The 24,488-nt window shown below is 62.9% G+C and carries 21 protein-coding genes; 6 read left to right on the top strand and 15 right to left on the bottom strand.

The window, feature by feature from the left end; translation table 11 throughout:
- Positions 1 to 29: 29 nt before the first annotated feature.
- The 8 genes from ACIPZ5_RS25700 to ACIPZ5_RS25665 form a co-directional block, all read right to left on the bottom strand.
- Positions 30 to 899: an aldose 1-epimerase gene (locus ACIPZ5_RS25700; RefSeq protein ID WP_400811323.1), complete on the bottom strand. Its 870-nt coding sequence runs from the start codon at positions 897 to 899 to the stop codon at positions 30 to 32.
- Complete coding sequence (locus ACIPZ5_RS25695) at positions 899 to 1,819, bottom strand: EamA family transporter (RefSeq protein WP_400811322.1); 921 nt, start codon at positions 1,817 to 1,819, stop codon at positions 899 to 901. The genes ACIPZ5_RS25700 and ACIPZ5_RS25695 overlap by 1 nt, the downstream gene beginning before the upstream one ends.
- Positions 1,820 to 1,969: 150 nt before the next feature.
- Positions 1,970 to 3,250, bottom strand: a complete 1,281-nt coding sequence (locus ACIPZ5_RS25690; RefSeq protein WP_254481126.1) for a TRAP transporter large permease — start codon at positions 3,248 to 3,250, stop codon at positions 1,970 to 1,972.
- Positions 3,251 to 3,778, bottom strand: coding sequence for a TRAP transporter small permease (locus ACIPZ5_RS25685; protein ID WP_343600202.1), 528 nt, complete (start codon positions 3,776 to 3,778; stop codon positions 3,251 to 3,253).
- A gap of 67 nt (positions 3,779 to 3,845) precedes the next feature.
- The gene (locus tag ACIPZ5_RS25680; protein WP_261941264.1) at positions 3,846 to 4,817 is read right to left on the bottom strand and encodes a TRAP transporter substrate-binding protein; all 972 of its coding nucleotides are present in this window, start codon (positions 4,815 to 4,817) and stop codon (positions 3,846 to 3,848) included.
- 74 nt (positions 4,818 to 4,891) lie between these two features.
- The gene (locus ACIPZ5_RS25675) at positions 4,892 to 5,767 is read right to left on the bottom strand and encodes an SMP-30/gluconolactonase/LRE family protein (RefSeq protein WP_400811320.1); all 876 of its coding nucleotides are present in this window, start codon (positions 5,765 to 5,767) and stop codon (positions 4,892 to 4,894) included.
- A gap of 25 nt (positions 5,768 to 5,792) precedes the next feature.
- On the bottom strand, positions 5,793 to 6,599 hold the full coding sequence (locus ACIPZ5_RS25670) for an NAD-dependent epimerase/dehydratase family protein (protein WP_400811319.1): 807 nt from the start codon (positions 6,597 to 6,599) through the stop codon (positions 5,793 to 5,795).
- Between the two features lie 211 nt (positions 6,600 to 6,810).
- Positions 6,811 to 8,055 (bottom strand): OprD family porin, encoded by a 1,245-nt coding sequence (locus ACIPZ5_RS25665; RefSeq protein ID WP_400811317.1) that lies wholly within the window; start codon positions 8,053 to 8,055, stop codon positions 6,811 to 6,813.
- Between the two features lie 307 nt (positions 8,056 to 8,362).
- On the opposite strand from ACIPZ5_RS25665, the gene ACIPZ5_RS25660 reads away from it, so the two are divergent.
- Positions 8,363 to 9,199, top strand: a complete 837-nt coding sequence (locus ACIPZ5_RS25660) for a hypothetical protein (protein ID WP_400811315.1) — start codon at positions 8,363 to 8,365, stop codon at positions 9,197 to 9,199.
- A 557-nt stretch (positions 9,200 to 9,756) separates the two neighbouring features.
- On the opposite strand, the gene ACIPZ5_RS25655 is transcribed toward ACIPZ5_RS25660, so the two are convergent.
- From ACIPZ5_RS25655 to ACIPZ5_RS25635, 5 genes are all read right to left on the bottom strand, one after another.
- Entirely contained in the window at positions 9,757 to 10,980 is a 1,224-nt protein-coding gene (locus ACIPZ5_RS25655) for a type II toxin-antitoxin system HipA family toxin (protein WP_400811313.1), read from the bottom strand.
- On the bottom strand, positions 10,980 to 11,282 hold the full coding sequence (locus tag ACIPZ5_RS25650) for a helix-turn-helix domain-containing protein (protein WP_261941258.1): 303 nt from the start codon (positions 11,280 to 11,282) through the stop codon (positions 10,980 to 10,982). Before ACIPZ5_RS25650 ends, ACIPZ5_RS25655 begins: the two co-directional genes overlap by 1 nt.
- A gap of 185 nt (positions 11,283 to 11,467) precedes the next feature.
- Entirely contained in the window at positions 11,468 to 12,205 is a 738-nt protein-coding gene (locus ACIPZ5_RS25645) for a Bro-N domain-containing protein (RefSeq protein WP_400811312.1), read from the bottom strand.
- Positions 12,206 to 12,396: 191 nt separating this feature from the next.
- Complete coding sequence (locus tag ACIPZ5_RS25640) at positions 12,397 to 13,647, bottom strand: ribonucleotide-diphosphate reductase subunit beta (RefSeq protein ID WP_027918055.1); 1,251 nt, start codon at positions 13,645 to 13,647, stop codon at positions 12,397 to 12,399.
- Positions 13,648 to 13,914: 267 nt separating this feature from the next.
- Positions 13,915 to 16,794, bottom strand: coding sequence for a ribonucleoside-diphosphate reductase subunit alpha (locus ACIPZ5_RS25635; RefSeq protein WP_261941256.1), 2,880 nt, complete (start codon positions 16,792 to 16,794; stop codon positions 13,915 to 13,917).
- Positions 16,795 to 17,454: 660 nt separating this feature from the next.
- Here ACIPZ5_RS25635 and ACIPZ5_RS25630 point away from each other — a divergent pair.
- A complete protein-coding gene (locus tag ACIPZ5_RS25630; RefSeq protein WP_400811310.1) occupies positions 17,455 to 18,153 on the top strand; it encodes a response regulator in 699 nt (232 codons plus the stop codon).
- Positions 18,150 to 19,751: an ATP-binding protein gene (locus ACIPZ5_RS25625; protein WP_400811308.1), complete on the top strand. Its 1,602-nt coding sequence runs from the start codon at positions 18,150 to 18,152 to the stop codon at positions 19,749 to 19,751. Before ACIPZ5_RS25630 ends, ACIPZ5_RS25625 begins: the two co-directional genes overlap by 4 nt.
- 3 nt (positions 19,752 to 19,754) lie before the next feature.
- Here the strand turns inward: ACIPZ5_RS25625 and ACIPZ5_RS25620 are convergent, their stop codons facing one another.
- On the bottom strand, positions 19,755 to 20,456 hold the full coding sequence (locus ACIPZ5_RS25620) for a 4'-phosphopantetheinyl transferase (RefSeq protein ID WP_400811306.1): 702 nt from the start codon (positions 20,454 to 20,456) through the stop codon (positions 19,755 to 19,757).
- A gap of 167 nt (positions 20,457 to 20,623) precedes the next feature.
- Positions 20,624 to 21,418 (bottom strand): dienelactone hydrolase family protein, encoded by a 795-nt coding sequence (locus tag ACIPZ5_RS25615; RefSeq protein ID WP_400811304.1) that lies wholly within the window; start codon positions 21,416 to 21,418, stop codon positions 20,624 to 20,626.
- A gap of 129 nt (positions 21,419 to 21,547) precedes the next feature.
- Between ACIPZ5_RS25615 and ACIPZ5_RS25610 the strand changes: the two genes are divergently transcribed.
- The 3 genes from ACIPZ5_RS25610 (at position 21,548) to ACIPZ5_RS25600 (ending at position 24,298) form a co-directional block, all read left to right on the top strand.
- A complete protein-coding gene (locus ACIPZ5_RS25610) occupies positions 21,548 to 22,153 on the top strand; it encodes a porin family protein (protein ID WP_261941250.1) in 606 nt (201 codons plus the stop codon).
- 124 nt (positions 22,154 to 22,277) lie between these two features.
- Positions 22,278 to 22,955: a response regulator gene (locus ACIPZ5_RS25605; protein ID WP_343599943.1), complete on the top strand. Its 678-nt coding sequence runs from the start codon at positions 22,278 to 22,280 to the stop codon at positions 22,953 to 22,955.
- Positions 22,952 to 24,298: an ATP-binding protein gene (locus ACIPZ5_RS25600; protein WP_400811303.1), complete on the top strand. Its 1,347-nt coding sequence runs from the start codon at positions 22,952 to 22,954 to the stop codon at positions 24,296 to 24,298. Before ACIPZ5_RS25605 ends, ACIPZ5_RS25600 begins: the two co-directional genes overlap by 4 nt.
- Positions 24,299 to 24,488 lie beyond the last annotated feature (190 nt).

The raw sequence follows: 24,488 nt of genomic DNA, 5'->3' as shown, positions 1-24,488 counted from the left end.
GGCCGCACAGCGGCCCCGATTTCAAGCAGTCACAATGGCTGATAGTGCATCCTGAATCCCAAGCTGGTTGATTCTCCCTCTTCCAACAATCGCAATCCCGGTCGCCCTGGCAAGTGATGCGCATTGATCGGGTGGCTCACCGGCTCGAAACAGAAGAACGGCTGCTCATGCGGGCAGAACAACAGAAAATGCTCGGCCCCGCTGGCGCTGCACACCAGCCGATACCCCGCGCCCGGTTGTTCGATCACGCAGGTGCCGGGCCATCCGCTGAAGGCATGGTCGACCACCGTAGTCGGCAGCGTCCGCGCGCTGGCGAAGTTCCAGTGATCAGGTGGCTCAGCCTGCCGGGACGGCAACGCGCCATGCTCCGCCAGCCACACGCTGCGCGCCTCTGCATGCAGTCGCGTATCGCCATGGCGCGGAAAGTAGGGATGCAGCCCCAGCCCGTACCACGTGGCGGCCAAATCCAGGTGCGTCACGTGCAGATCGATGTGCAGGCAGCCCTCGTGCAGGTGAACATCGAGCGTCGCCCGGTAGGCGAACGGCACAGTGCTATCGAGGCTCAAGCGGGCACGGCGCTCGCTGTGGTGCTCCACCTGCCAGGCCTGCTGCCAGGCGCTGCCGTGGATCGGGTAAGGGTCATGCCCGGTGTTCGGTGCCAGGGCCAGCCAGCCGTCAGGGCGCAGGAAGCCACCCTGGGCGATGCGGTTGGACCACGGTGCCAGCGGGTAGCAGCCCAGGCGTCGTGGGTTGCCACTGGCCAGGGCGGCCTCGTCGGCAGGGCGCAGCAGCGCCTGGCCGGTGGCTCTTGCCTGCCAGTTGGCCAGGCTGGCGCCCAGCGCAGGGGCGATGCTCAGGCGGGTCAGGCGGTCTTGCAGGTGCAGCAGGGGGACGCTCATCAGGGCCTCCGGTAGGTCAGCAGGACGATGCCGCACACCACCACGGCGCCGCCAATCAATTGCAAGCCACTGAGTTGCTGGTCGAGCAACGCCCAGCCCAGCAGCAAGGTGGCGATGGGTTCGACGTTCATCACCGGCGCGTTCTGCGCCATGTTCAGTTTCGGCACGCAGACGAACAGCAAGGTGAAGGCCACGCCATACAACACCACCAGGCTGGCCAGCGCCATCCAGCCGCTGGCGCTGCCCGGCAACGACAAACCGGCGGGCATCACGCCGCTGATGCCCGCGACCAGCATGCTGGCGAACACGATCAGCAAGGTCAGCAGGCTGCGTACCGGGCCGTGCACGGCGGCCAGCTTGTGGTCGGTGATCCACAGGGCGCAGGCGAACACACAGGCGGCGCAGAACGCCAGGCCCACGCCCAAGCCCCAGTGCGGGTTGGCGTGATCACCGTCGGCCAGCCGTGCCGGTACATCCAGCGCCAGTACCAGGCCACACAGGATCAGCCCCATGAACAGCAGCGTGCGCCCGCTCGGGCGGGCGCCGCCCAGCGCCCACGTGAGCAGTGCCAGGAGCATGGGGAATGTGTTGCCCACCAGTAGCGCCAGGGCCACCGGAATGCGCGCCACTGCCGAATACAGGCACAGGCTCTGGGTGGCGATAAGCAGGCCCAGCAGCAGTTGCCAGCGCCGTGTGCCGGCTGGCAGGCCCAGCGGCTGGCGCTGCCACAGCACCAGGCTGGCCAGCGCCAGGAAGGTGATGCCCGAGCGACAGAGGATGGCCAGCAGCACGCCGGTGTCGTCGTCGAAGGCGATGCGTGCGGCAATGTGGTTGCCGGCGAACGAGCACGCCAGCAGGGCGAGCAGGGCGATGGCCAGCTTGCGCGGGAAGAAGGTTGCAGCAGAAGAGGGGGCAGCCATGTGCAGCATCCGTTTGCTGAGAGAACCTGGGGCTGATGCGCAGCCCATCGCAGGCAAGCCAGCTCCCACAGGGATGGCGCAAGCCCTCAGCATGGCGCGGTCCCTGTGGGAGCTTGCCTGCGATGGGCCGCAAAGCGGCCCCCGTTGCGATTACAAGACCACGCTCGGCAACCACAGCGAAATGGCCGGAATGTAGGTCACCGCCATCAGCACCAGGAACAGCGCCAGGTAGAACGGCAGCAGCGCCTTCACCGTGGCCTCGATGCTGACCTTGCCAATCGCTGAGCCGACGAACAGCACCGCACCCACTGGCGGTGTGATCAGCCCGATCCCCAGGTTGACCAGCATGATCATGCCGAAGTGCACCGGGTCGACACCGATACCAGTAATCACCGGCAGCAGGATCGGCGTGAGGATCAGGATCAGCGGTGCCATGTCCATCACCGTGCCCAGCAGCAGGAGCATGAAGTTGATGCACATCAGGATCACGTAACGGTTGTCCGACAAGGTCAGGAACGCCGTGGTGATCTTCGACGGGATCTGCATCAGGGTCATTACGTAGCCGAAGCTGGCGGCGAAGCCGATCAGGATCATCACGATCGAAATGGTCCGCACCGTGCGGTGCATCAGCTTGGGCAGGTCGCGCCACTTGTAGTCGCGGTAGATGAACATGGTCACGAAGAACGACCACACCACCGCCACGGCCGCCGATTCGGTGGCGGTGAACACGCCGGACAGAATGCCGCCGAGGATGATCACCATGGCCATCAGGCCCCACAGTGCCTCACCGGCAATCTTCAACGCCTGGCGCAGTGGGATCACCTCGCCCTTGGGGTAGTTGCGTTTCTTGGCGAAGATCAGGCACAGGCCCATCATCACCGCGCTCAGCAGCAGCCCGGGCATGACCCCGGCCATGAACAGCGAAGCGATCGACACCGTGCCGCCAGCCGCCAGCGAGTACAGCACCGAGTTGTGACTGGGCGGGGTCAGCAATGCCTGCACCGAGCCGCTGACGGTCACTGCGGTGGAGAATTCGCGCGGGTAGCCCTTGCGTTCCATTTCCGGTATCAGCACCGAGCCTACCGACGCGGTGTCTGCCACCGACGAGCCGGAGATGGCGCCGAAGAAGGTCGACGCAGTGATGTTGACCAGCGACAGCCCGCCGCGCACGAAGCCCACCAGCACCCCGGCGAACGCCACCAGGCGCCGCGACATGCCACCCTCGGCCATGATCGCGCCGGCGAGAACGAAGAACGGAATCGCCAGCAGCGAGAACTTGTTAACCCCGCTGGCCACCTGGATCATCATCGCCTGCAGCGGGATGTCGATGTACCAGGCGCCGATCAGCGCCGACAGGCCCAGGGCATAGGCCACCGGCATGCCCAGCAGGATCAGCGCAATGAAACTGCCCAACAGTATGAACGCATCCATTTACGCTGCCCCCTCGTTTTCTTCCACCAGGTCGAACCGCACCACCTTGCGCTGGCTCTGATCGCCCAGCAGGAGTTTTTCCAGCACGAAGATCAGCGTCAGCACGCCGCCGACCGGGATCGGCGCATAGCTCATGCCCACCCGCACGCTGGGCAGCGAGGCCATGTACTGGTTCCAGGTGGTCACGCACAGTTTGTAGCCGTACCAGGTCATGAACACGCAGACCCCTACCATCAACAGTTGCGTGAACACCGCCACCAGCCGGCGTACCGGTTCGGGCAGCCGGTCGGTGATCATCGCCACCGCCATGTGCGCACCGGCGCGGTAGCTGGCGGCGGCGCCGATGAAGGTGAACAGCACCATCAGCAGGATCGAGACCGGCTCCGGCCAGCTGGAGCCGGTGCCGAGCACGTAACGGGCAAAGATGCCCCACGGGATGATCAGCGACATGGCCAGGATCGACAGGCCGGCGACCCAGATACAGGCGCGGTACAGCGTGTCGTTGACGCTCAGGAAAAGCAGTTTCATAGGCATCACCAAAGCGGCAGGGCGACGGGCGTCGCACTGCCGAGGTCATCTTGGAAAAGGGCCGGGGTTACTGGACCGCGTCGATACGTTTCATCAGGTCGGCGTACTGCGCACCGTACTTCTCGCGCACCGGGGCGGTGGCGTCGTAGAACGGCTTGGTGTCGACGGCGATGAACTCGACGCCGGCGGCCTTGAGCTTCTCTTCGCTGGCGGCGGACTTGGCGTCCCACAGCGCGCGTTCCTCCATCTGCGCTTCACGGGCGACCTTCTTCACCAGCACCTGCTGCTCGGGGGTAAGCTTGTTCCAGGTGGTCTTGGACATCACCACCGGCTCCGGCAGGATCAGGTGATTGGTCAGGGTGAAGTACTTGGCGCTCTGGTAGTGGTTGTGTTCGAGCAGGGTCGGCGGGTTGTTCTCGGCGCCGTCGATTACCCCGGTCTGCAGGGCGCTGAAGATTTCGCCGGTGTCCATGGCGATGCCGTTGCCGCCCATGGCGTTCATCATGTCGATGAACAGCGGGTTGCCCTGTACGCGAATCTTCATGCCCTTGAGGTCTTCAAGGCTGCGTACCGGCTTCTTGGTGTAGAGGCTGCGCGAGCCGCCATCCATCCACGCCAGCGCCACCAGGTTGAATTCGGAGTTGGTGATCTTGTCGAGGATCTCCTGGCCGATGTCGCCGTCGATGATCTTGCGCATGTGCTCATGGTCACGGAACACGAACGGCATGTTGAACACGTTCACGTCCGGCACCACCGGGCCGACGATGCCCAGGCTGACGCGGGTCATCTGCACCGCACCGATCTGCGCCTGCTCGATCACTTCCTTCTCCGAGCCCAGCACGCCGCCGGCGAACATCTTGAAGGTGATTTCGCCATTGCTGGCCTGTTCGAGCTTCTTGCCCATGTTCTGTTCAGCGACCACGGTCGGGTAGCCGGCCGGGTGGATCTCGGCGAACTTGATGTCGAGTGCCGAGGCCGGCATCGACAGGCTGAAGGCGAATGGGAGTACGGCAAGAAGCAGCTTGCGTTTGAAGGTCATGGTGAAACTCCGTGGTTTTTATTATCTGGTTTCGCGCGTGAGTGTTGGGTGTTGCGGTGTTGTGCAGGTCGCGTTCAGCCGCGCCAGGCAGGCTCCTCCAGGCCCTGGACACCGGGGCGCAGGGCAAACACGCCACCGGCCAGGGGCTGGTCGCTGAGGTCGCAGCCTGCAGGGCGGATCGAGGTGACGAACAATGTGTCGAGGTTGCTGCCACCGAAGGCGCACATCGCCGGTTTCTTCACCGGCACGCTGAGCGAGCGGTCGAGGCGCCCGTCGGGGGTGAAACGGTGGATCTGCCCGGCGTCGTTGCCGCAGATCCAGTAGCAGCCGTCGGCATCGATGGCGGCGCCGTCGGGGCGGCCGGGGAAGGCACGCATGTCGACGAACAGCCGCTGGTTGTGCGGGGTGCCGCTGTCGATGTCGTAGTCGAAGCGCCAGATCTTCTGCACGTTGGGGTGCGAGTCGGACAGGTACATGCGTGTGCCGTCAGGGCTGAAGGCCAGGCCGTTGGGCACGATCATGTTCTTGAGCTGCTGGTGCAGCTGGCCCTCGCCATCGACCCGGTACAGCGCGCCGACATGGGCGCCTTGTTGCATGTCCATGAGCATGCTGCCGGCCCAGAAACGGCCCTGGCGGTCGCAGCGGCCATCGTTGAAGCGCATGCCCTGTTGTGGGTGTTCGACTGCCGCGAACAGGCGGCTGTCGAGGCTGCCGTCGGCCTGGGCCTGTAGCTGGAAGATGCCGCTTTCCATGCCGGCGACCCAACCCCGTTCGGTGCGGGCGATGCAGGCGAGCATCTGCTCGCCCTGCCAGACCTGATGGGTGCCGTCCTGCCAGCGGTGCAGCTGGCGGGCCGGGATGTCGACCCAGTACAGGGCCTGTTCGCTGGGGTGCCACACCGGGCTTTCACCCGTGCCGTTGCGGGCGTCGACGATCAGTTCGCAGTGCATGCTGGAGCCTCCTGGCAGGGCGGGATCAGCTGAATGGGCCAGCAGCGACGAAGGCGCCACCTTGGTAGACCATGCTCGGGTCGTCGGCGGCGGGTGCGGGCCTGGCCTCTACCACGGCGCGGAATACTTCCGAGCTGTCCTTGGGCTGGTAGCCCAGGTGTTCGGCGTAGCGGTTGTCCCACCATACAGTACGGTTGTTGGACGCGCCGTAGACCACGGTGTGGCCGACGTCGGCAGTGAACAGGCCGCGTTCGATCAGCTGGGTCAGGTCGTCGTAGCTCAGCCAGGTGCTGAGCATGCGCAGGTTCTGCGGTTCATCGAACGAGGAGCCAATGCGAATGCTGACGGTCTCGATGCCGTAGCGGTCGAAGTAGAAGCTGGCGACATCCTCGCCGTAGCATTTGGACAGGCCGTAGTAGCTGTCGGGCCGGCGCGGCGCATGGGCGTCGATCCGCTGGTCCTGGCGGTAGAAACCGATCACATGGTTGGAGCTGGCGAAGATGATGCGTTTGACCCCGTGCTGGCGCGCGGCTTCGTAGATGTGGAACACGCCGCAGATGTTGGGGCCGAGGATGTCCTCGAACGCGTGCTCGGTGGAGACGCCGCCGAAGTGGACGATGGCGTCGACGCCTTCGACCAGGGCATGGACCGCCGCCTTGTCAGCGAGGTCGCAGGGGGTGACTTCTTCATGTGGGCCGGTGGCAGGTGCCATCGGGGCGATGTCGGAAAGGCGCAGGACTTCGGCGTAGCCGTTGAGGCGTTGGCGAAGCACCTTGCCCAGGCCGCCTGCGGCTCCGGTGAGCAGCAGGCGCTTGAAGGGGGTGATGGTCATGGCGGCTCTACTTGTGATTGTTGTAAGTTGTCGTATGACTATGCTGATTATCGGCAGCGCTTTCCGGGGTTGTCAATGCTGGCTGTGTTGGATCTTCGGGCCTCTTCGCGGCTAAAGCCGCTCCTACAGGTAAAGTGTTGCCCTCAGGCGCTGTGCGATCCCTGTAGGAGCGGCTTCAGCCGCGATCACGGGCGCAGCCCGTGCCATGCGATCACAGCAACGAAAGCGGATAGTTGAAGATCAACCGGTTCTCATCGAACTCGTTGTTGCTGTAGTCCCGGCGAATGGTCGAGTTGCGCCACTTCACGCTCAGGTCCTTGAACGGCCCGCTCTGGATCACATACGCCAGCTCCGATTCACGCACCCACTCCTTGCCATCGGTCACCACCCCGGTGTGGACATCGCGGCCACTGATATAGCGGTTCATCAGGGTCAGCCCCGGCACCCCGAGCGTCACGAAGTTGAAGTCATGGCGCACTTGCCACGAGCGCTCGTTGGCATTGTCGAAGCTGGAGTTGTAGCTGTCGTTGGCCAAGGTCCCGCCGCTGGTGCCGTTGACCCGCATCCAGGTATCGCCATCGACTTTCTGCAGCCCGACCCAGAAGGTGTTGCCGCCATACTTGGCCGAGAACATCCCCGAATAAGTCTTGTTGTCGAGCTTGCCAGCGCGTTCCGAGCCGTCCTCGCCGCCATGGAAGTAGCCCAGGTTGGCGCCGAGGGTCCAGTCGCCCAGCGGCTGGCTGTGGCTCAGCTGCAGGTACTGCTGTTCGTAGACATCCTTGAGCACCGCGTTCCACAGCCCGACCAAGGTCCGGTCCTGGTTGAACTTGTATTCGCCTCCGACAAAGTTGAAACGGTCCGACAGGCCGCCGCCGTAACTCATGTCTTCCATGCTCGCGTCGTTGCGCGGGCTGTTGCCGCGGAACTGGCCGCCGTACAGGGTCAGCCCGGCGATTTCGTTGGAGGTCACCTGGCCACCGCGGAAGGTCTGCGGCAGCGAGCGGCCATCGTCCGAACGCAGGATCGGCAGCACCGGCATCCACTCGCCGATCTTCAGTTCGGTCTTGGAGATGCGCGCCTTGCCCGCCACCGCCAGGCGGCCGTAGTCATCCGCCGGCCGCCCATCGTCATGGCGTGGCAACAGCCCCGTGCCATAGGTGCCGCCACCGCCATCGAGCTTCACCGACCATAGCCCCAGCACATCGGCACCAAACCCCACCGGCCCCTCGGTGAAGCCGGAACGGGCATCGAGAATGAAGCTCTGTGTCCATTCCTCAGCCTTGCTCTGTGGGTTGCTGGGGTTGGTGAAATTACGGTTGATGTAGAAATTGCGCAGGCCCAGCACGGCCTTGCTGTCTTCGACGAAGCCTTGGGCGAGGCTGGTGCCTGGCATGCTGCCGAGCAGGCTGGCGCCAAGCAGCGCAAAGGGGAGGGTTGTCTGGCAGATTTTCGACATGGGATGGGTCCGCTGATGTTGTTTTTGTTATGTGTTGTCGTACAACTGCGGCGTTTTTTATCAAGCTCAAAATCAACTGTCAACGCTGGGCAGCGCAATAAATTCGCGCCGTCAAGTGAAAAATCAGCGGCGAGGGCTCTAAATCAAGGAGTCAGGTAAATTAAAGGTCATAGTATGACGGTAGGCCCATTGAGGCATTTGGCTGAAAAACCAGTTAATAGCTTTCGCGCTGAACAAATTGAAACAAGTCATGTCTCATCGCCAGCAGAAGCATGACGTTTCATTTCCCAAGCAAGGAGGCTCCACCATGCAATCCATCCCACCTGCGTCCACCGGCAAGCTGTTGGGCAGTTATGGCTACGGCAAGTCGCTGATCATCTGCATGCTCATCCTGGGCAGTATTTTCCTCGGCCTGGCTGCCTTCGTTGGCTACCTGAGTGTTGACAGTTCCCTGAATTTCAACGGCCCGAAAAACCTTTTCTACTCCACCATCGCCTTGCTGGCGGTGCTCGGCGTGGTGATGTTCGCCCTGGCCCTGTGGCAGAAGAAACTGCGCATTGCGCGTTATGAGGTGTACGAGAAAGGCATTTGCCAGATCATCGGCGACCAGCGCGACTATGTGCCTTTCAGCGAGATGGGCGACTTTTACCTGTTCGCCTCGGGCCAGACCGCGATTGCCGGCCTGATCAACAATCTCGCGTACCGCCGCAACGCCAGCGAACCCTTCCGCCGGGTCAACCCACACCTGCAAAAGCTGTACGTGTTCCTCGAGCAGGTGCGTGAGCAGTACCTGAACGAACGCCTGCCAGCGGTGTTCGCCACGCTGGAGAACGGCGGTGCGGTGCAGTTCAACTACCTTGAAACGTCGCAAGTGTGGGGCAAGCGCATGAGCGGCGATTTCTTCAACATCGCCACCAAGCCATTGATCATCACCCGTGACGCCCTCGAAGTGGACGGCCGCAAAGTCCCGCTGAGCAGCCTGCGCAACGTTGATCTGAGCCAGTGGACCGAGTTGGTGGTGATCAAGGACGAGAATGGCCAGACCGTGCTGTCGACCGTTGCTACGGGCATCATCAGCTTCGACCTGTTCCTCAACACGCTGCACAACTTGCTCGAAGCCCAACAGGCACAGGTGACCGTGTAGGAGCGGCCTTGCCGGGGCGCCGGACCGGTCGGAAAAGGGCGCAGAGCGCCCTCTGCGATCAATCATGTGGAGCCGGTAGCCCGCTGAAGAACAGATCAGCTTGATTTGCATTTTCGAGAAGCGTTTTTATACTCATCAACGGCCTCGCCCTCGACCACGTAGACTGGCATGTCCAGTCCCGGCACATGGCAACCGAGTGTGCCGTACCCCTCCTGTCGGCGTGGGCGAGGTCTCTTGTTTTATGTATTGAGGACAGCTCCAATCGAGCTTGCCCTCAAAGCCTCTTGCGGAAGCTTGTAGTCCTGATATGTCTAAAACCAAGCGCATGCGCCAGGCGCCACAGGCGACACCGGCGTCCTGTAAAGCTTCACTGCCTGTCGATCATGCTGTTCCAATACAAGACCTCATTGCGACTTTGACAGAGCGACTGGCGTCCCCGCAGCGCATTCGGGTTCAGCTGGAAGACCTCTAGGATTCGAAAGAATCCCGCCGGGTCAGAAACGCTTCGCCACCCTACGCAACGGGCGCAAGCGTATCGAACGACCAATGACCCTGACTCAGATGCGCAGCTTGTCAGCGCCGATGGCGGCTAATGCCAGCTCAAGCTCAGCACGTTGGAGATGCTGTCGATAGTGCGCCGCTAATTCAGCTTCCCATCCAGCCACTTCATCAATGATGGATTCTGCCTGGGTGTGAGAAAGGCCATAGTGGCCAACCTGGCTCAGCAAATTGCGCCGCGACAGTTCCTTTCCGAAACTTCCGACGCCCATGGCGAGGCTGGTAGGTGCATCCCCTTCGGTGGTCGGCAGAACGTCGTACATGGGTGACAGCCGCCATCTGCCATTCAGGTAAATTACGGCCACGTTCTTGGGATGGTCATCATCGTTGCCGACCAGAATGTTGAAACAGATGCGCTTGAACAGCTCCTGGAGATCATTCAGCGGCACACCTCGGCGGTTCATTTCGTCTACGAGCAATCCATAGTGCCACTCGTGCGCCCAGCCCAGCGGGTTGTTCCAGTCACTGTCGAGTAATGTCAAACCGCTCAACATGGGGATGCGGTAGAAATGTCCGTCGTCAGCGGGCACTCGGTCGAAGCGTTCGACCAGCAACGTGTTTACCCGACCACGGTGCAAGTGCACACGCGCCACGTTCATGCCTTTGCTTGCTGCGAATGTCATGCAGGCATGTTCAAGCGCCGGCACATCGTAGGCATCGTGGCGGTCCCTTGGCTTGGCCAGCAGCAGCCGGTCTTCATTGATCAGTGTGCATTTGGGGCGAGCACCGCCCAGTGACGAGCGCTGCTGCAGCGTTGCTTTTGTCGCGTTGTCAGTATCGCGTGGAAATCCACCTTGCACACCGTCTGCAAATTGTATGAAGGCTTCCAGTTGGGTGATCTTGCCCAGTCCAGCCTGGCCGATACCGGCAGGTGGCTTGCGGCCAGCGCCAGCCATGAGGTTCCCCGTACGATCATGGTTTGGAGACTTCAGAATAAAACCAACGGCATCCTTCTGATCACCGTGCTCTCGCGCAACCAGGCGCTCACCCCAGCCATCAGGAGCCGCATCCCGGATGAATCCAGGTATGCCCCGGTTCTTGGTGATGCGTTTATACGGCTGCGTTCGAAGTGGGTAGCGCGAGGCATCAGGTACCCAACCCCCAGCTTCGACATGGGTTGGGTTGTAAACAAATTCGCCGACATTGTTCTCCACGCTCAACCGCCCAATGGTGGAAACCTCCAGCGAGTCTGGCATCTGCATGTAGAGGTAGATCACCGTCATCAGAAATCATCCTCGGTCACGTTCTTAAGGCGTACCCTGTGCTCAGTGGCGAAGGAGGCCGGGGAAGACATCGGCACGTCCTGGAAAACCTCGTCGAGCAAGCCCAGGTGCCACAGCGCGATCATGTAGCTGCGCATCTCCACAGTCGGCGTTCCTGCCTCGATTTTGGCAAGCGTGGTGATGGACAAGCCGGACTGAGCGGCAAGGTCTTTCTGGCGAATTTTTCGTTCAAGGCGCCTTGTTTTGGCGAGAAGCCCTATTTTCATTAGCCTGTCGGCGCATGCCAAGGGAAAAACATTCATATTAAGGCCTGCTATAGCAGTGCTTATGTGATATAAAAACTACTATAGCAGCTCTTATGATTCACTGTCTTCTGGGTGTCTTAGGGCTATGCATTACCCAAATCCTCACATCAGGTAGCGCGGTGCATGGCACTGGCTCCGCCAGTGTTCGCGGGTAAGCACATTCCCATAGGATGCTCGTCTGCTCAGCCTCTGGCGGTCACTGTAGGAGCTTGCCCTGCCAGCGATGAAGCCAGTCCAGGCATATCTATGCTCTGGGCGATATGCAAACCCTGTGGGAGCGGGCTTGTCCCGCGAAGCAAGCGACGCGGTGCCTGGCACCGGCTGTGCCGGTGTTCGCGGGGCAAGCCCGCTCCTACAAGATCTGCGCAGCCCAGCTTGACCCCGTGTAGCCTGAGTGCCCGCTGAGCACACTCCCGCCAGTTCATCCTGCGCTTCACCAGCGGCGCCATCTCTGCGTCTTCAGCCGCCATCACCACCGGCATATCCCGCATCCTCACCCACGGCTCACTCTGCCAATACAACAACGTCGCCGTCCGCCCTCCAGGCCAGCACATCTGCCCCAGCCGCGGTGTATCCGCTTCTCCATCCACCTGCCCATCACGCAGCACCGCCACCACCTCATGGGTCAGCCACCAGCGCAGATGGCGGTTCTCCGGAACATGGTGATGCGCCAGCAAGGTATAGGCCCCGGACTCGCTGACCATCGTGGTCTCCTGATACTGCCCGTAGCGCAGCAGCTGCACGTTGCGGTACTGGTCCGGGTCGAGCTTGCGGATGCAGTGCTCGTCGAAGAAGCGAGCGCTCAGCCGACCGAGTTCGTGGGCGCAGAACCAAGCCTGGGATTCAAGCCAGAGGGTGTGGGGGGGCGATTGTGGCGGGTAAAGAGGGTAGGGGTATAAACACTGTTCATGCTTGGCCATCCTGATGTGGGAGAGCCGTTTCTGACGGGAACGGGATTCCGCTATGTGAGCGTTCTTAAGCGTTGGAGAACGTTATCGCGATGCCCGGGCACAGGCAATGCAGGACGCTGTAGGACACGTCCTGTTTTCAATTCGAACAGGCATAAAAAAGGCTGCCATTCGGCAGCCTTCTCGATGTTCAGCCCGGACGATCAGTCCCAGCTCAGCGCACCGCCAGTCTGATACTCGATCACGCGAGTCTCGAAGAAGTTCTTCTCCTTCTTCAAGTCCATGATCTCGCTCATCCATGGGAACGGGTTGGTAGTCCCCGGGTACTCTTCCTTCAGGCCGATCTGGGTCAGGCGACGGTTGGCGATGAACTTGAGGTAGTCCTCCATCATCGCTGCGTTCATGCCCAGTACGCCGCGTGGCATGGTGTCACGGGCGTATTCGATCTCCAGCTGGGTCCCTTGCAGGATCATCTGGGTCGCTTCTTCCTTCATCGCCGCGTCCCACAGGTGCGGGTTCTCGATCTTGATCTGGTTGATCACGTCGATACCGAAGTTCAGGTGCATCGACTCGTCACGCAGGATGTACTGGAACTGCTCGGCAACGCCGGTCATCTTGTTGCGGCGGCCCATGGACAGGATCTGGGTGAAGCCGCAGTAGAAGAAGATGCCTTCCAGAACGCAGTAGTAGGCGATCAGGTTGCGCAGCAGCTCTTTGTCGGTCTCGACGGTACCGGTGTTGAATTCCGGGTCGGAGATGGCGCGGGTGTACTTCAGGCCCCAGGCGGCTTTCTTCGCGACCGACGGGATCTCGTGGTACATGTTGAAGATCTCGCCTTCATCCATGCCCAGCGACTCGATGCAGTACTGGTAGGCGTGGGTGTGGATCGCCTCTTCGAAGGCCTGGCGCAGGATGTACTGGCGGCACTCCGGGTTGGTGATCAGGCGGTACACGGCCAAGGCCAGGTTGTTGGCAACCAGCGAGTCGGCGGTGGAGAAGAAGCCGAGGTTGCGCATGACGATGCGGCGCTCGTCTTCGGTCAGGCCATCCATGCTCTTCCACAGGGCGATGTCCGCGGTCATGTTGACCTCTTGCGGCATCCAGTGGTTGGCGCAGCCGTCGAGGTACTTCTGCCAGGCCCAGTCGTACTTGAACGGTACCAGCTGGTTGAGGTCAGCGCGGCAGTTGATCATGCGCTTCTCGTCAACGGCGACGCGGGCCGAGGAGCCTTCCAGCTCGGCCAGGCCTTCGGCGATGTCGAGGGCGTCGAGGGCGGCCTTGGCGCGCTTCACCGCGTCGGAGTCGGCGGCGGTGGCGGCACGGGCTTCCAGGGCGGCGGCACCGCCGGCGCTGTCGAGCTTGTCGAGGGTGGCGGCGGCAGTGGCCTGCGCAGGGGTGTTGCCTTTGGCGGCGACTTCGCCGTCTTCTTTATCGAATTCGTCCCAGCTCAGCATGGTGAGATTCTCCTGCTTGAGGGCCATCTGTGAAGTATGGCCGGTGGATCTTGGTTGCGTTGCTTTGGCCCCGGATGGGGTACAGCAGTGCACGCAAATCTGAGTGCCCTGTGAGGGGCTGGCCTGGGCATTGGCGCCCGGGCCTATTGTGTTTGGCTGTGGGGCAGGACGCGGCAGTGCCGGCCTCTTCGCGGGTAAACCCGCTGCCACAGGGTTCCGTGTGGCTACACGGAAAAGAGGCTTCCCGGGGGAAGCCTCAGCCAAGCCTTACTGGCAGGCTTCGCAATCCGGCTCGTCGATGGCGCAGGCCTTCGGCACTGGCGCTGGGCCCGCTGCCTGGACCGGGGCGCTGTCGCCGCCGCTGGAAACGGCGTTGAGCTTGCCGGTGTTGATGGTCGACTTCTCGGTGCTGGTCGCGGCCAGGGCACGGAGGTAGTAGGTGGTCTTCAGACCACGGTACCAGGCCATGCGGTAGGTCACGTCCAGCTTCTTGCCCGAAGCGCCGGCGATGTACAGGTTCAGCGACTGCGCCTGGTCGATCCACTTCTGGCGACGGGAGGCGGCGTCGACGATCCACTTGGTCTCGACTTCGAACGCGGTGGCGTACAGGTCTTTCAGCTCTTGCGGAATGCGCTCGATCTGCTGCACCGAACCGTCGTAGTACTTCAGGTCGTTGATCATCACCGAGTCCCACAGGCCGCGGGCCTTCAGGTCGCGGACCAGGTACGGGTTGATCACGGTGAACTCGCCCGACAGGTTCGATTTCACGTACAGGTTCTGGTAGGTCGGCTCGATCGACTGCGACACGCCAGTGATGTTGGCGATGGTCGCGGTTGGCGCGATGGCCATGATGTTCGAGTTACGAATGCCTTTCTGCACGCGGGCACGGACCGGCGCCCAGTCCAGCGACTCTTCCAGGTTGACGTCGATGTACTTCTGGCCACGGGCTTCGATCAGGATCTGTTGCGAATCCAGCGGCAGGATGCCCTTGGACCACAGCGAACCCTGGAAGGTCTCGTAGGCGCCGCGCTCGTCGGCCAGGTCGCAGGAAGCCTGGATCGCGTAGTAGCTGACCGCTTCCATCGACTTGTCGGCGAACTCGACGGCAGCGTCGGAGCCGTACGGGATGTGCTGCAGGTACAGCGCGTCCTGGAAGCCCATGATGCCGAGGCCGACCGGGCGGTGCTTGAAGTTCGAGTTACGCGCTTGCGGCACCGAGTAGTAGTTGATGTCGATCACGTTGTCGAGCATGCGCACGGCGGTGTTCACGGTGCGTTGCAGCTTGGCGGTGTCCAGCTTGCCATCGACGATGTGGTTCGGCAGGTTGATCGAGCCCAGGTTGCAGACCGCGATCTCGTCCTTGTTGGTGTTCAGGGTGATCTCGGTGCACAGGTTCGAGCTGTGGACCACGCCCACGTGCTGCTGCGGCGAACGCAGGTTGCACGGGTCCTTGAAGGTCAGCCATGGGTGGCCGGTCTCGAACAGCATCGACAGCATCTTGCGCCACAGGTCTTTGGCCTGGATGGTCTTGAACACCTTGATCTTGTTGTACTCGGTCAGGGCTTCGTAGTACTCGTAACGCTCTTCGAAGGCCTTGCCGGTCAGGTCGTGCAGATCAGGCACTTCCGATGGCGAGAACAGGGTCCACTTGCCGTCATCGAAGACGCGCTTCATGAACAGGTCAGGGATCCAGTTGGCGGTGTTCATGTCGTGGGTACGACGACGATCATCACCGGTGTTCTTGCGCAGCTCGATGAATTCTTCGATGTCCAGGTGCCAGGTTTCCAGGTAGGCACATACGGCACCTTTGCGCTTGCCACCCTGGTTCACGGCTACGGCGGTGTCGTTGACCACTTTCAGGAACGGTACCACGCCCTGGGACTTGCCGTTGGTGCCCTTGATGTAGGAGCCCAGTGCGCGCACAGGGGTCCAGTCGTTGCCCAGGCCACCGGCGAATTTCGACAGCATGGCGTTGTCGTGGATCGCGTGGTAGATGCCCGACAGGTCATCCGGCACGGTGGTCAGGTAGCAGCTCGACAGCTGCGGACGCAGGGTACCGGCGTTGAACAGGGTCGGGGTCGAAGCCATGTAGTCGAACGACGAGAGCAGGTTGTAGAACTCGATCGCACGGGCTTCTTTGTCTTTCTCTTCCAGCGCCAGGCCCATGGCCACACGCATGAAGAACACCTGCGGCAGCTCGAAGCGTACGCCATCCTTGTGGATGAAGTAACGGTCGTACAGGGTCTGCAGGCCCAGGTAGGTGAACTGCTGGTCGCGCTCGTGGTTGATCGCCTTGCCCAGTTTTTCCAGGTCGAAGTCGGCCAGTGCCGGGTTCAGCAGCTCGAACTCGATACCTTTGGCGACGTAGGCCGGCAGGGCCTTGGCGTACAGGTCGGCCATCTCGTGGTGGGTGGCGCTGTCGGCGACGTTGAGGAAGCCCAGGCCCTCGGCGCGCAGGGTGTCCATCAGCAGGCGGGCGGTGACGAACGAGTAGTTCGGTTCACGTTCGACCAGGGTACGGGCGGTCATCACCAGGGCGGTGTTGACGTCCTTGATGGCCACGCCGTCGTACAGGTTCTTCAGGGTTTCGCGCTGGATCAGCTCGCCATCGACTTCGGCCAGGCCTTCGCAGGCTTCGCTGATGATGGTGTTCAGGCGCGCCATGTCCAGCGGCGCCAGGCTGCCGTCGGCCAGGGTGATGCGGATGCTCGGGTGCGGCTCGACCACGGACTCGGTGTTGACGCGGGTGGCACGCTCCTTGGCGCGCTGCTCGCGGTAGATCACGTAGTCACGGGCGACTTTCTGCTCGCCGGCACGCATCAGGGCCAGTTCGACCTGATCCTGGATTTCTTCGATGTGGATGGTGCCACCCGATGGCATGCGACGCTTGAACGTGGCGGTGACCTGCTCGGTCAGGCGCGCGACGGTGTCGTGGATGCGCGACGAGGCAGCGGCGGTGCCGCCTTCAACTGCGAGGAACGCCTTGGTGATGGCAACGGTGATCTTGTCGTCGGTGTAGGGGACGACAGTGCCGTTGCGCTTGATCACGCGCAGTTGGCCCGGAGCGGTGGCGGCCAGATCCTGGTTGGAATCGGCGGCCTGCGGCGCCTTGGCCTGCGGGTTCTCGCGAGTTGTGTCGGTTTGCATGGGTGGGTGTCTCCACAGTTTCTATAGTGTTCAGGCGCCTTTTGGGCGCCCACCGTTCCGTCCGCTTGCTCGATGGCCTTCACGGGGATGCGGCATGCACGCGCATCCGCCCGCTCGGGCGTACCGACTTCGGGACAGATCAGGAATATGGGGCAATAACCTGCCGCTCCCTGGCCGAAGTCAAATGCTCAAGGGGCTGACCCCTAAAGCTGTTGCTCTCAATGCTTCCGCTGGAGCGGTTTGGCTGATGAAACCACGTAAAGTTCTGCCAGAAATTTCGCTTGAATTTCTGCGCTGACTCGTGTTGGAGACTGGAGGTCAAACCCAACATCTAGTGGTTCGTTGCGATGGGGATACAAGATAATGCGGTATCAGGCCCTTTGCAAGGCGATCGCCTGTGGATAAGTTGTGCGTACTTTGTGAGTGAATAGTGGGTATTCGCTGTAGGCCTTGTGCCAAGAGGTTTGCACTATTTTTCACAGGGCTGCAGGCCCTAGGCAGAAATTTTCGGGGGCGCACCTTATCACAAGAATCGCTTCAGTCGAGGCTGTGCCAGGCAGGTTGGCAGTGCCCAGGGGCGGCACGTAGTATCCGGGGGTGGTGTTGCCTTTTGGTTAAAGGCCGGTACCGACAGAAAAACAACAAGCAAAGGCAGGGGCCATGGACCAACCCAGCAACCGCATCCTTATCGTCGAAGACGACCAGCGCCTGGCTGAACTCACCGCCGAATACCTGCAGGCCAACGGCTACGAGGTCGCCGTGGAGGGCGATGGCGCCCGGGCCGTCCGGCGCATCATCGACAGCCAGCCGGACCTGGTGATCCTCGACCTGATGCTGCCCGGCGAAGATGGCCTGAGCATCTGCCGCCGCGTCCGCGGCCAATACCCCGGCCCGATTCTGATGCTGACGGCCCGTAGCGACGAACTCGATCAGGTCCAGGGCCTGGACCTGGGTGCCGACGACTATGTGTGCAAGCCGGTGCGCCCGCGCTTGCTGCTGGCGCGGATTCAAGCCCTGCTGCGGCGCAGCGAAAGCCCGGACAGCAAGCGCCACGACCTGGCCTTCGGCCCGCTGCGCATCGACAACCGACTGCGCGAAGCCTGGCTCGACGCGCAGCAGATCGACCTCACCGGCGCTGAATTCGACCTGCTCTGGCTGCTGGCCAGCAACGCCGGGCGGGTGCTGTCGCGCGAGCAGATCTTCACTGCATTGCGCGGGGTCGGCTACGACGGCCAGGACCGCTCCATCGACGTGCGCATTTCCAGGATTCGCCCGAAGATCGGCGACGACCCGATCCACCCGCGGCTGATCAAGACCCTGCGCAGCAAGGGCTACCTGTTCGTTGGCGATGCCCCATGAACCACTCGATCTTCCTGCGCATTTACGGCGGCATGCTGGCCGTGCTGGTGCTGGTGGCCCTGCTGGGCGTGCTCAGCCTGCACCTGGTCAACGAAGTGCGCGCAGCCCAGCACCGCGAGCGCTTGGCCCAGGGCACGTTCAGCCTGATGGCCGACAACCTGGCGCAGCAGAACGACACCGAGCGCAAGCGTTCATTGCTGATGTGGGAGCGTTTGCTGGGCGTGCCGCTGGCGTTGCAGCCCATGTCGGCCCGCTCGCTGGAGGGTGGCCAGCGCGCGCGCCTGTACCGCGGCCTGGTGGTGGTGGAGAAGACCGGGCCGCACGCCGCCCAGGTGCTGCGCAAGGTCGGCCAGGAAGACCTGTTGCTGGTGGCCCAGGTCAAGCAGATCAGCGAGCAGCTGGCGCGTGCCACGCTTTATCTGCTGGCCGATGAACTGGTGCGCTACCCGGTGACCGAGCAGCAGCAGCGCCTGGCGCAAATCACCCAGAGCAAGGGCTTCGGCTTCGGCGTTGCCCTGCAGCGTATCGAGCGGGTCGGCCTGGACGATGACCAGCGGCGCCGGGTGGAGGAGGGCGACACAGTGATGGCGCTGGGCGGCGACGGTGACTCGATCCGTGTGTTCGCCGGTCTGCCGGGCTCGCCGCTGGTGCTGGAGATTGGCCCGCTGTATCAGCTCAACCCCTATCCGCCGCAGTTGCTGATCCTGATCGCCTTCCTCGGCCTGTGCCTGATCGGCCTGGTGGTGTACCTGCTGGTGCGCCAGCTGGAGCGGCGCGTGTCGGGCATGGCAATCGCCGCCACACGCATCGCCCAGGGCAGCCTGGACACGCGCGTGCCGGCCGGTGATGCCGATTCGGTGGGGCGCCTGGCCGCGGCGTTCAATGGCATGGCCGAGCACCTGCAGCGCTCGCTGAACATGCAGCGCGAACTGGTGCGCGCGGTGTCACACGAACTGCGCACCCCCGTGGCACGCCTGCGCTTCGGCCTGGAGATGATCGAAAGCGCGACCACCGAGCAGGCCCGCGCCAAGCACCTGGCCGGCATGGATGGCGATATCCAGGACCTGGACAAGCTGGTTGACGAGATGCTGACCTACGCACGCCTGGAGCAGGGCGCCCCGGCGTTGAAGTTCCAGCGTGTCGAACTGGATGCCTTGTTCGACCGGGTGATCGAAGAGCTGGCGCCGCTCAACAGCAAGGTCCGCTTGTTGCGTGGGGCGTGCCAGGGCAACGATGGCTGCTGGGTCGAGGCCGAACCGCGTTACCTGCACCGCGCGCTGCAGAACCTGGTGAGCAACGCCCTGCGCCATGCCGGCAGCGAGGTGCGCCTGAGCTACCAGCTGGGCCAGCAGCGTTGCCGTATCGATGTGGAAGACGATGGGCCGGGCATCCCGGAAGGTGTCTGGGATCGCATCTTCACCCCCTTCACCCGGCTCGACGACAGCCGTACCCGCGCTTCCGGCGGGCATGGCCTGGGCCTGTCGATCGTGCGGCGGATCATCTATTGGCACGCTGGCCGCGCTACGGTGGGGCGCAGCGAGGCGCTGGGCGGGGCCTGCTTCAGCCTCAACTGGCCGCGCGAGCAGGCGCCGCAGTAGGGCTCAGACGCTTATCAGGCTGAGCAGGTGGCCGTCTTGCAGGCAGAACTGGCCTTCGACTTCGGCGCCGTGTCGCCATTGCGGTGACAGGTCGGTGAGCAGGCGCAGGCGCGCCAAGCCATCGGCGGACCACGCCAGTACCTCGGCGTGCTCGAAATAGAAGCGCTGCCGGGTCAGTGGGTAGAGCGCCTTGAACAGGCTTTCCTTGAGTGAGAAGGTCAGGGTGACTGTCAGGCCAAGCTGGCTGCGGTCCAGGCGCTCGCGTTCGGCGGGCGTCAGGATCTCGCCCATCAGCCGTTCGGCGCGCGCGTCATCGAGCAGCGCTTCCTGATCCAGGCCCAGGCTGCGGCACGCGCCATCGGTTGCCACCACAGCCGCAGCCCAGCCTTTGCCATGGGTGATCGAGCCATGGATGCCTGGGGGCCAGATCGGCGAGCGGTCCTCGTGGGTGCCGGGAACGTAGTCGCGGCCATCCAGGCGCTGCAGCGCAGCACGGGCGCAGACCCGCCCGGCCAGGTATTCCGCCTGGCGTTTGGCCACCGAGCGCTGCAGGCTGGCGCTGGGCACGATGCCAGCTCGCTGAAAGTCATCGGCGTCCAGGTGGGCGGGGTCGAAGGCACAACTGACCAGCACCGCACCGGGTAGCGGGCGGGGCAGGGGCCAGTGGTGCTGGAGCGGGGCGCAGCAGGCGGGGAGTCTGTTCATGGCGGGTATTGTGCCAGCCGTGAGTCCTGTGTGGGAGCCGGGGCTGCTTCGCACCCCATCGCCGGCAAGCGCGGCTCCCACAGGTACTGCATCATGCCTGGGGTCGGTGATCCCCTGTGGGAGCCGCGCTTGCCGGCGATGGGGTGCGAAGCAGCCCCCGGCGTTCGTCACTTGAACACTTGCTTGAAGAACGCCTGCATGTCCGCCCAGGAACTTTTGTCTGCCGCCTCGTTGTAGCCAATGTCAGGCCCACCATGTTCGCCATGGCTCAGGCGGTCCGCATCCGGGTTGGTGAACCCGTGCTTGGCCCCAGGAATACTGACGAACTGATAGTTGACCTTGGCCGCGTCCATCTCTTTCTTGAATGCGTCCACCTGCTGCGGGGTGACCATGCTGTCTGCAGCACCGTGTTCGACCAACACGTAGGCTCGCACAACGCCTGGCTTGGTGACCGGTGTCTGGGTGGCCAGCGCGCCATGGAAGCTCACCACGCCATCAAGCCTGGCGCCGCGGCGTGCGGCATCGAGCACCACCTTGCCGCCGAAGGAGTAACCCACTGCGCCGAGCTTGTGCTTGTCGGTGTAGGGCTGTTTCTTCAACAGGTCCAGCCCGGCGTCGAAGCGCTTGGCCGATGCTGCCGCATCCTTCATCGCCTCGGCCATGAACTTCTGGGCATCCTGTGGATGCTCGGTGTGCTTGCCATCGCCATACATGTCGATGGCCAGCGCGCTGTAGCCCAGCGCGGCAAGGTCGCGGGCACGGCGTTTGGCATAGTCGTTCAGCCCCCACCATTCGTGCACCACCAGTACGCCTGGGCGCTCGCCCTTCACGGCATCGTCGTAAGCGTAGTAGCCGATCAGCGCGGTGCCGTCGGCATCCTGGTAACGAATTTCACGGGTCTGCACTGCCGCTTGGGCGAGGGCGGCGCTGCACATCAGGGTCAGGGCCAGCAGGGCGCGCATGTTCACTACTCCTTGTTTTGCAAACAGATCGTTCAGCCGCGGTTCAGCCAGGGTTCAGCCGCGGTTCAGGGCACCCTGCTTACTCTAGCTTCCAGACCGCAACAGTGCCTTCATCTGGAGTATGACAGCATGAAAACCTTCAATTCCCTGCTCGCTGCCATGGCCGTGTGCGCCGCTGGCATGACCACCGCCCAGGCCGCCGATGACAACTTCGCCAGCCTGACCTACGGCCAGACCAGCGACAAGGTGCGCAAGTCTGGCTTGCTGCAGCGCAACACCGACCACCTGAACGCCGACGGGATCATCGGCAAGGACGATACCTGGGGCGTGCGCCTGGGCAAGGTCAACGACCAGGGCCGCTACTACATGACGTATGACAACGTTTCTGGCGACCACAGCGGCCTCAAGCTGCGCCAGGAAAACCTGCTTGGCAGCTACGACCTGTTCCTGCCGGTGGGCGACACCACCAAACTGTTCGGCGGTGGCAGCCTGGGCATGACCAAGTTGACCCAGGATTCGCCAGGGGCCAGCCGTGATACCGACTACGGTTATGCAGTGGGCCTGCAGGCCGGGGTGATTCAGGAAATCACCGATAATGCTTCGATGGAGCTGGGGTACCGTTACCTGCGCACCAATGCCGCCACTGAAGTGGGTGCCAGCGGCGGGCCGAAGGAAGGTACCCTGCGCCTGACCAGCAGCGCCCAAACTTACCTGGCCGCAACCTACAAGTTCTGACCGGCGAGCCGAGTTATCCTGTACTGGCCTCTTCGCGGGTAAACCCGCTCCCACAGGGACTGCTGTGGAAGCGGGTTTACCCGCGAACGGGCCAGCACAGGCAATACATGAATAGGAGTTCTACATGAAACTGCTGGTGGTCGAGGACGAAGCCCTGCTGCGGCACCACCTCCACACGCGCCTGGGCGAAAGTGGCCATGTGGTCGAAGCCGTGGCCGACGCTGAAGAAGCCCTGTACCAGTCCGAGCACTTCCATTTCGACCTGGCCATCGTCGACCTTGGCCTGCCCGGCATCAGCGGGCTTGAGCTGATCGGCCGCCTGCGCAGCCAGGGCAAGGCGTTCCCCATCCTCATTCTTACTGCCCGCGGCAACTGGCAGGACAAGGTCGAAGGCCTGGCCGCCGGTGCCGACGACTATCTGGTCAAGCCGTTCCAGTTCGAAGAGCTCGAAGCGCGCCTGAACGCCTTGCTGCGCCGCTCCAGCGGTTTCACCCAGTCGACCATCGCCGCCGGCCCCCTGGTCCTGGACCTCAACCGCAAGCAGGCGACCCTGGGGGAGCAGCCGCTGGCGCTGACTGCCTACGAGTACCGCATCCTCGAATACCTCATGCGTCATCACCAGCAGGTGGTGGCCAAGGACCGGCTGATGGAACAGCTCTATCCCGGTGACGAGGAGCGCGACCCCAATGTCATCGAAGTGCTGGTCGGCCGCCTGCGCCGCAAGCTGGAAGGCGAGAGCGGTTTCAGACCGATCGACACGGTACGCGGCCTGGGCTACCTGTTCACCGAGCGCTGCCGATGATCCGCTCGCTGCGGGTGCGCCTGATGCTCGCGGCGGCCGTGCTGGCGCTGCTGTTCATGCTGGCCCTGCTGCCGGCCTTGCAGAAGGCCTTCAGCCTGGCGCTGAAGGAATCGATCGAGCAGCGCCTGGCCTCGGACGTGACCACGCTGATCTCCGCCGCGCGCATCGAACATGGCCAGCTGCAGATGCCCGAATTGCTGCCGGACGAACGCTACAACCTGCCGTATACCGGCCTGCTGGGTTACATCTTCGACCGTGACGGCAACCTGGTCTGGCGCTCGCGCGCCACTGCCGACCGGCACATCAATTACCACCCGCGCTACGACGGGCTCGGCAACGAGTTCGCCCGAATCCATCAGAACGATGGCGAAGAGTTCTTCGTCTATGACGTCGAGATCAAGCTGCTCGGCGGCCAGAGCGCGGCTTACAGCATCGTGGCGCTGCAGCCGGTGAGTGAATACAAGGCCACCCTCGATGGCCTGCGCGAAAAACTCTACCTGGGATTTGGCGCGGCCCTGCTGGCCTTGCTGGCGCTGCTCTGGGCCGGCCTGACCTGGGGGCTGCGCTCGTTGCGTCGGTTGAGCCTTGAGCTGGATGAGGTGGAGTCTGGCGCACGTGATGGCCTCAGCGGCGAGCACCCGCGCGAACTGCTGCGCCTGACCCGCTCGCTGAACCGGCTGCTGAGCAGCGAACGCGAGCAGCGCACCCGCTATCGCGATTCGCTGGGCGATCTGGCGCACAGCCTGAAAACGCCGCTGGCGGTGTTGCAGGGGGTGGGCGAGAGCATGCAGCAGCGTGCTGGCGAGCGCGAGCAGGCACGGGTGCTGCAAAGCCAGATCGAGCGCATGAGCCAGCAGATCGATTACCAGTTGCAGCGCGCCAGCCTGCGCAAGAGCGGCCTGGTGCGCCACAGCGTGCTGTTGCTGCCGGTGCTGGAGAGCTTGTGCAGTACCTTGGCCAAGGTCTATCGCGACAAGCAAGTCGAAGTTGAGTTGGACGTGCTTGCGCAGTCGCGTGTGCCGATGGAGCAGGGGGCGTTGCTGGAACTATTGGGTAATCTGCTGGAAAACGCCTACCGGCTGAGCCTGGGGCATGTGCGGGTGAGCCTGCAGGAGGCGCCCGGCACGCTGGCGCTGTGTATCGAGGATGATGGCCCCGGGGTGCCGGCCGACCAGCGTGAGCGGATCCTCGAACGCGGCGAGCGACTGGACCGGCAGCATCCGGGGCAGGGAATCGGGCTGGCGGTGGTCAAGGATATCGTCGACAGCTACGGCGCTGGGTTGAGCCTCGAGGATTCGCCATTGGGGGGCGCAGCGTTCCGCATCATTTTTCACCTTGATTGATCCGTAACCCGCACCGGGCCTTTTCGCGGGCAAGCCCGCTCCCACAGGTGTCCACAAGATTCAGCATCTGCAGGTGCCCCTGTGGGAGCGGGCTTGCCCGCGAAAGGGCCGGTACAGGAGCGTAATGACAGGGCGGATTCCCGCCATATCCCTTGTACATTTCCCGCCACCGGGCGGAAATCCGCCACCT

It is taken from the genome of Pseudomonas sp. NPDC089428 (assembly GCF_044749325.1).
Taxonomy (GTDB): Bacteria; Pseudomonadota; Gammaproteobacteria; order Pseudomonadales; family Pseudomonadaceae; genus Aquipseudomonas.
Note: the sequence above shows the minus strand (reverse complement) of the source record. Positions and strands in the feature narration are given on the sequence as shown.

Excerpts from the sequence above, each read along its gene's own strand:
- ACIPZ5_RS25700 (WP_400811323.1), bottom strand. The coding sequence starts at position 899 with ATGAGCGTCCCCCTGCTGCACCTGCAAGACCGCCTGACCCGCCTGAGC.
- ACIPZ5_RS25695 (WP_400811322.1), bottom strand. The coding sequence starts at position 1,819 with ATGGCTGCCCCCTCTTCTGCTGCAACCTTCTTCCCGCGCAAGCTGGCC.
- ACIPZ5_RS25690 (WP_254481126.1), bottom strand. The coding sequence starts at position 3,250 with ATGGATGCGTTCATACTGTTGGGCAGTTTCATTGCGCTGATCCTGCTG.
- ACIPZ5_RS25685 (WP_343600202.1), bottom strand. The coding sequence starts at position 3,778 with ATGAAACTGCTTTTCCTGAGCGTCAACGACACGCTGTACCGCGCCTGT.
- ACIPZ5_RS25680 (WP_261941264.1), bottom strand. The coding sequence starts at position 4,817 with ATGACCTTCAAACGCAAGCTGCTTCTTGCCGTACTCCCATTCGCCTTC.
- ACIPZ5_RS25675 (WP_400811320.1), bottom strand. The coding sequence starts at position 5,767 with ATGCACTGCGAACTGATCGTCGACGCCCGCAACGGCACGGGTGAAAGC.
- ACIPZ5_RS25670 (WP_400811319.1), bottom strand. The coding sequence starts at position 6,599 with ATGACCATCACCCCCTTCAAGCGCCTGCTGCTCACCGGAGCCGCAGGC.
- ACIPZ5_RS25665 (WP_400811317.1), bottom strand. The coding sequence starts at position 8,055 with ATGTCGAAAATCTGCCAGACAACCCTCCCCTTTGCGCTGCTTGGCGCC.
- ACIPZ5_RS25660 (WP_400811315.1), top strand. The coding sequence starts at position 8,363 with ATGCAATCCATCCCACCTGCGTCCACCGGCAAGCTGTTGGGCAGTTAT.
- ACIPZ5_RS25655 (WP_400811313.1), bottom strand. The coding sequence starts at position 10,980 with ATGACGGTGATCTACCTCTACATGCAGATGCCAGACTCGCTGGAGGTT.
- ACIPZ5_RS25650 (WP_261941258.1), bottom strand. The coding sequence starts at position 11,282 with ATGAATGTTTTTCCCTTGGCATGCGCCGACAGGCTAATGAAAATAGGG.
- ACIPZ5_RS25645 (WP_400811312.1), bottom strand. The coding sequence starts at position 12,205 with ATGGCCAAGCATGAACAGTGTTTATACCCCTACCCTCTTTACCCGCCA.
- ACIPZ5_RS25640 (WP_027918055.1), bottom strand. The coding sequence starts at position 13,647 with ATGCTGAGCTGGGACGAATTCGATAAAGAAGACGGCGAAGTCGCCGCC.
- ACIPZ5_RS25635 (WP_261941256.1), bottom strand. The coding sequence starts at position 16,794 with ATGCAAACCGACACAACTCGCGAGAACCCGCAGGCCAAGGCGCCGCAG.
- ACIPZ5_RS25630 (WP_400811310.1), top strand. The coding sequence starts at position 17,455 with ATGGACCAACCCAGCAACCGCATCCTTATCGTCGAAGACGACCAGCGC.
- ACIPZ5_RS25625 (WP_400811308.1), top strand. The coding sequence starts at position 18,150 with ATGAACCACTCGATCTTCCTGCGCATTTACGGCGGCATGCTGGCCGTG.
- ACIPZ5_RS25620 (WP_400811306.1), bottom strand. The coding sequence starts at position 20,456 with ATGAACAGACTCCCCGCCTGCTGCGCCCCGCTCCAGCACCACTGGCCC.
- ACIPZ5_RS25615 (WP_400811304.1), bottom strand. The coding sequence starts at position 21,418 with ATGCGCGCCCTGCTGGCCCTGACCCTGATGTGCAGCGCCGCCCTCGCC.
- ACIPZ5_RS25610 (WP_261941250.1), top strand. The coding sequence starts at position 21,548 with ATGAAAACCTTCAATTCCCTGCTCGCTGCCATGGCCGTGTGCGCCGCT.
- ACIPZ5_RS25605 (WP_343599943.1), top strand. The coding sequence starts at position 22,278 with ATGAAACTGCTGGTGGTCGAGGACGAAGCCCTGCTGCGGCACCACCTC.
- ACIPZ5_RS25600 (WP_400811303.1), top strand. The coding sequence starts at position 22,952 with ATGATCCGCTCGCTGCGGGTGCGCCTGATGCTCGCGGCGGCCGTGCTG.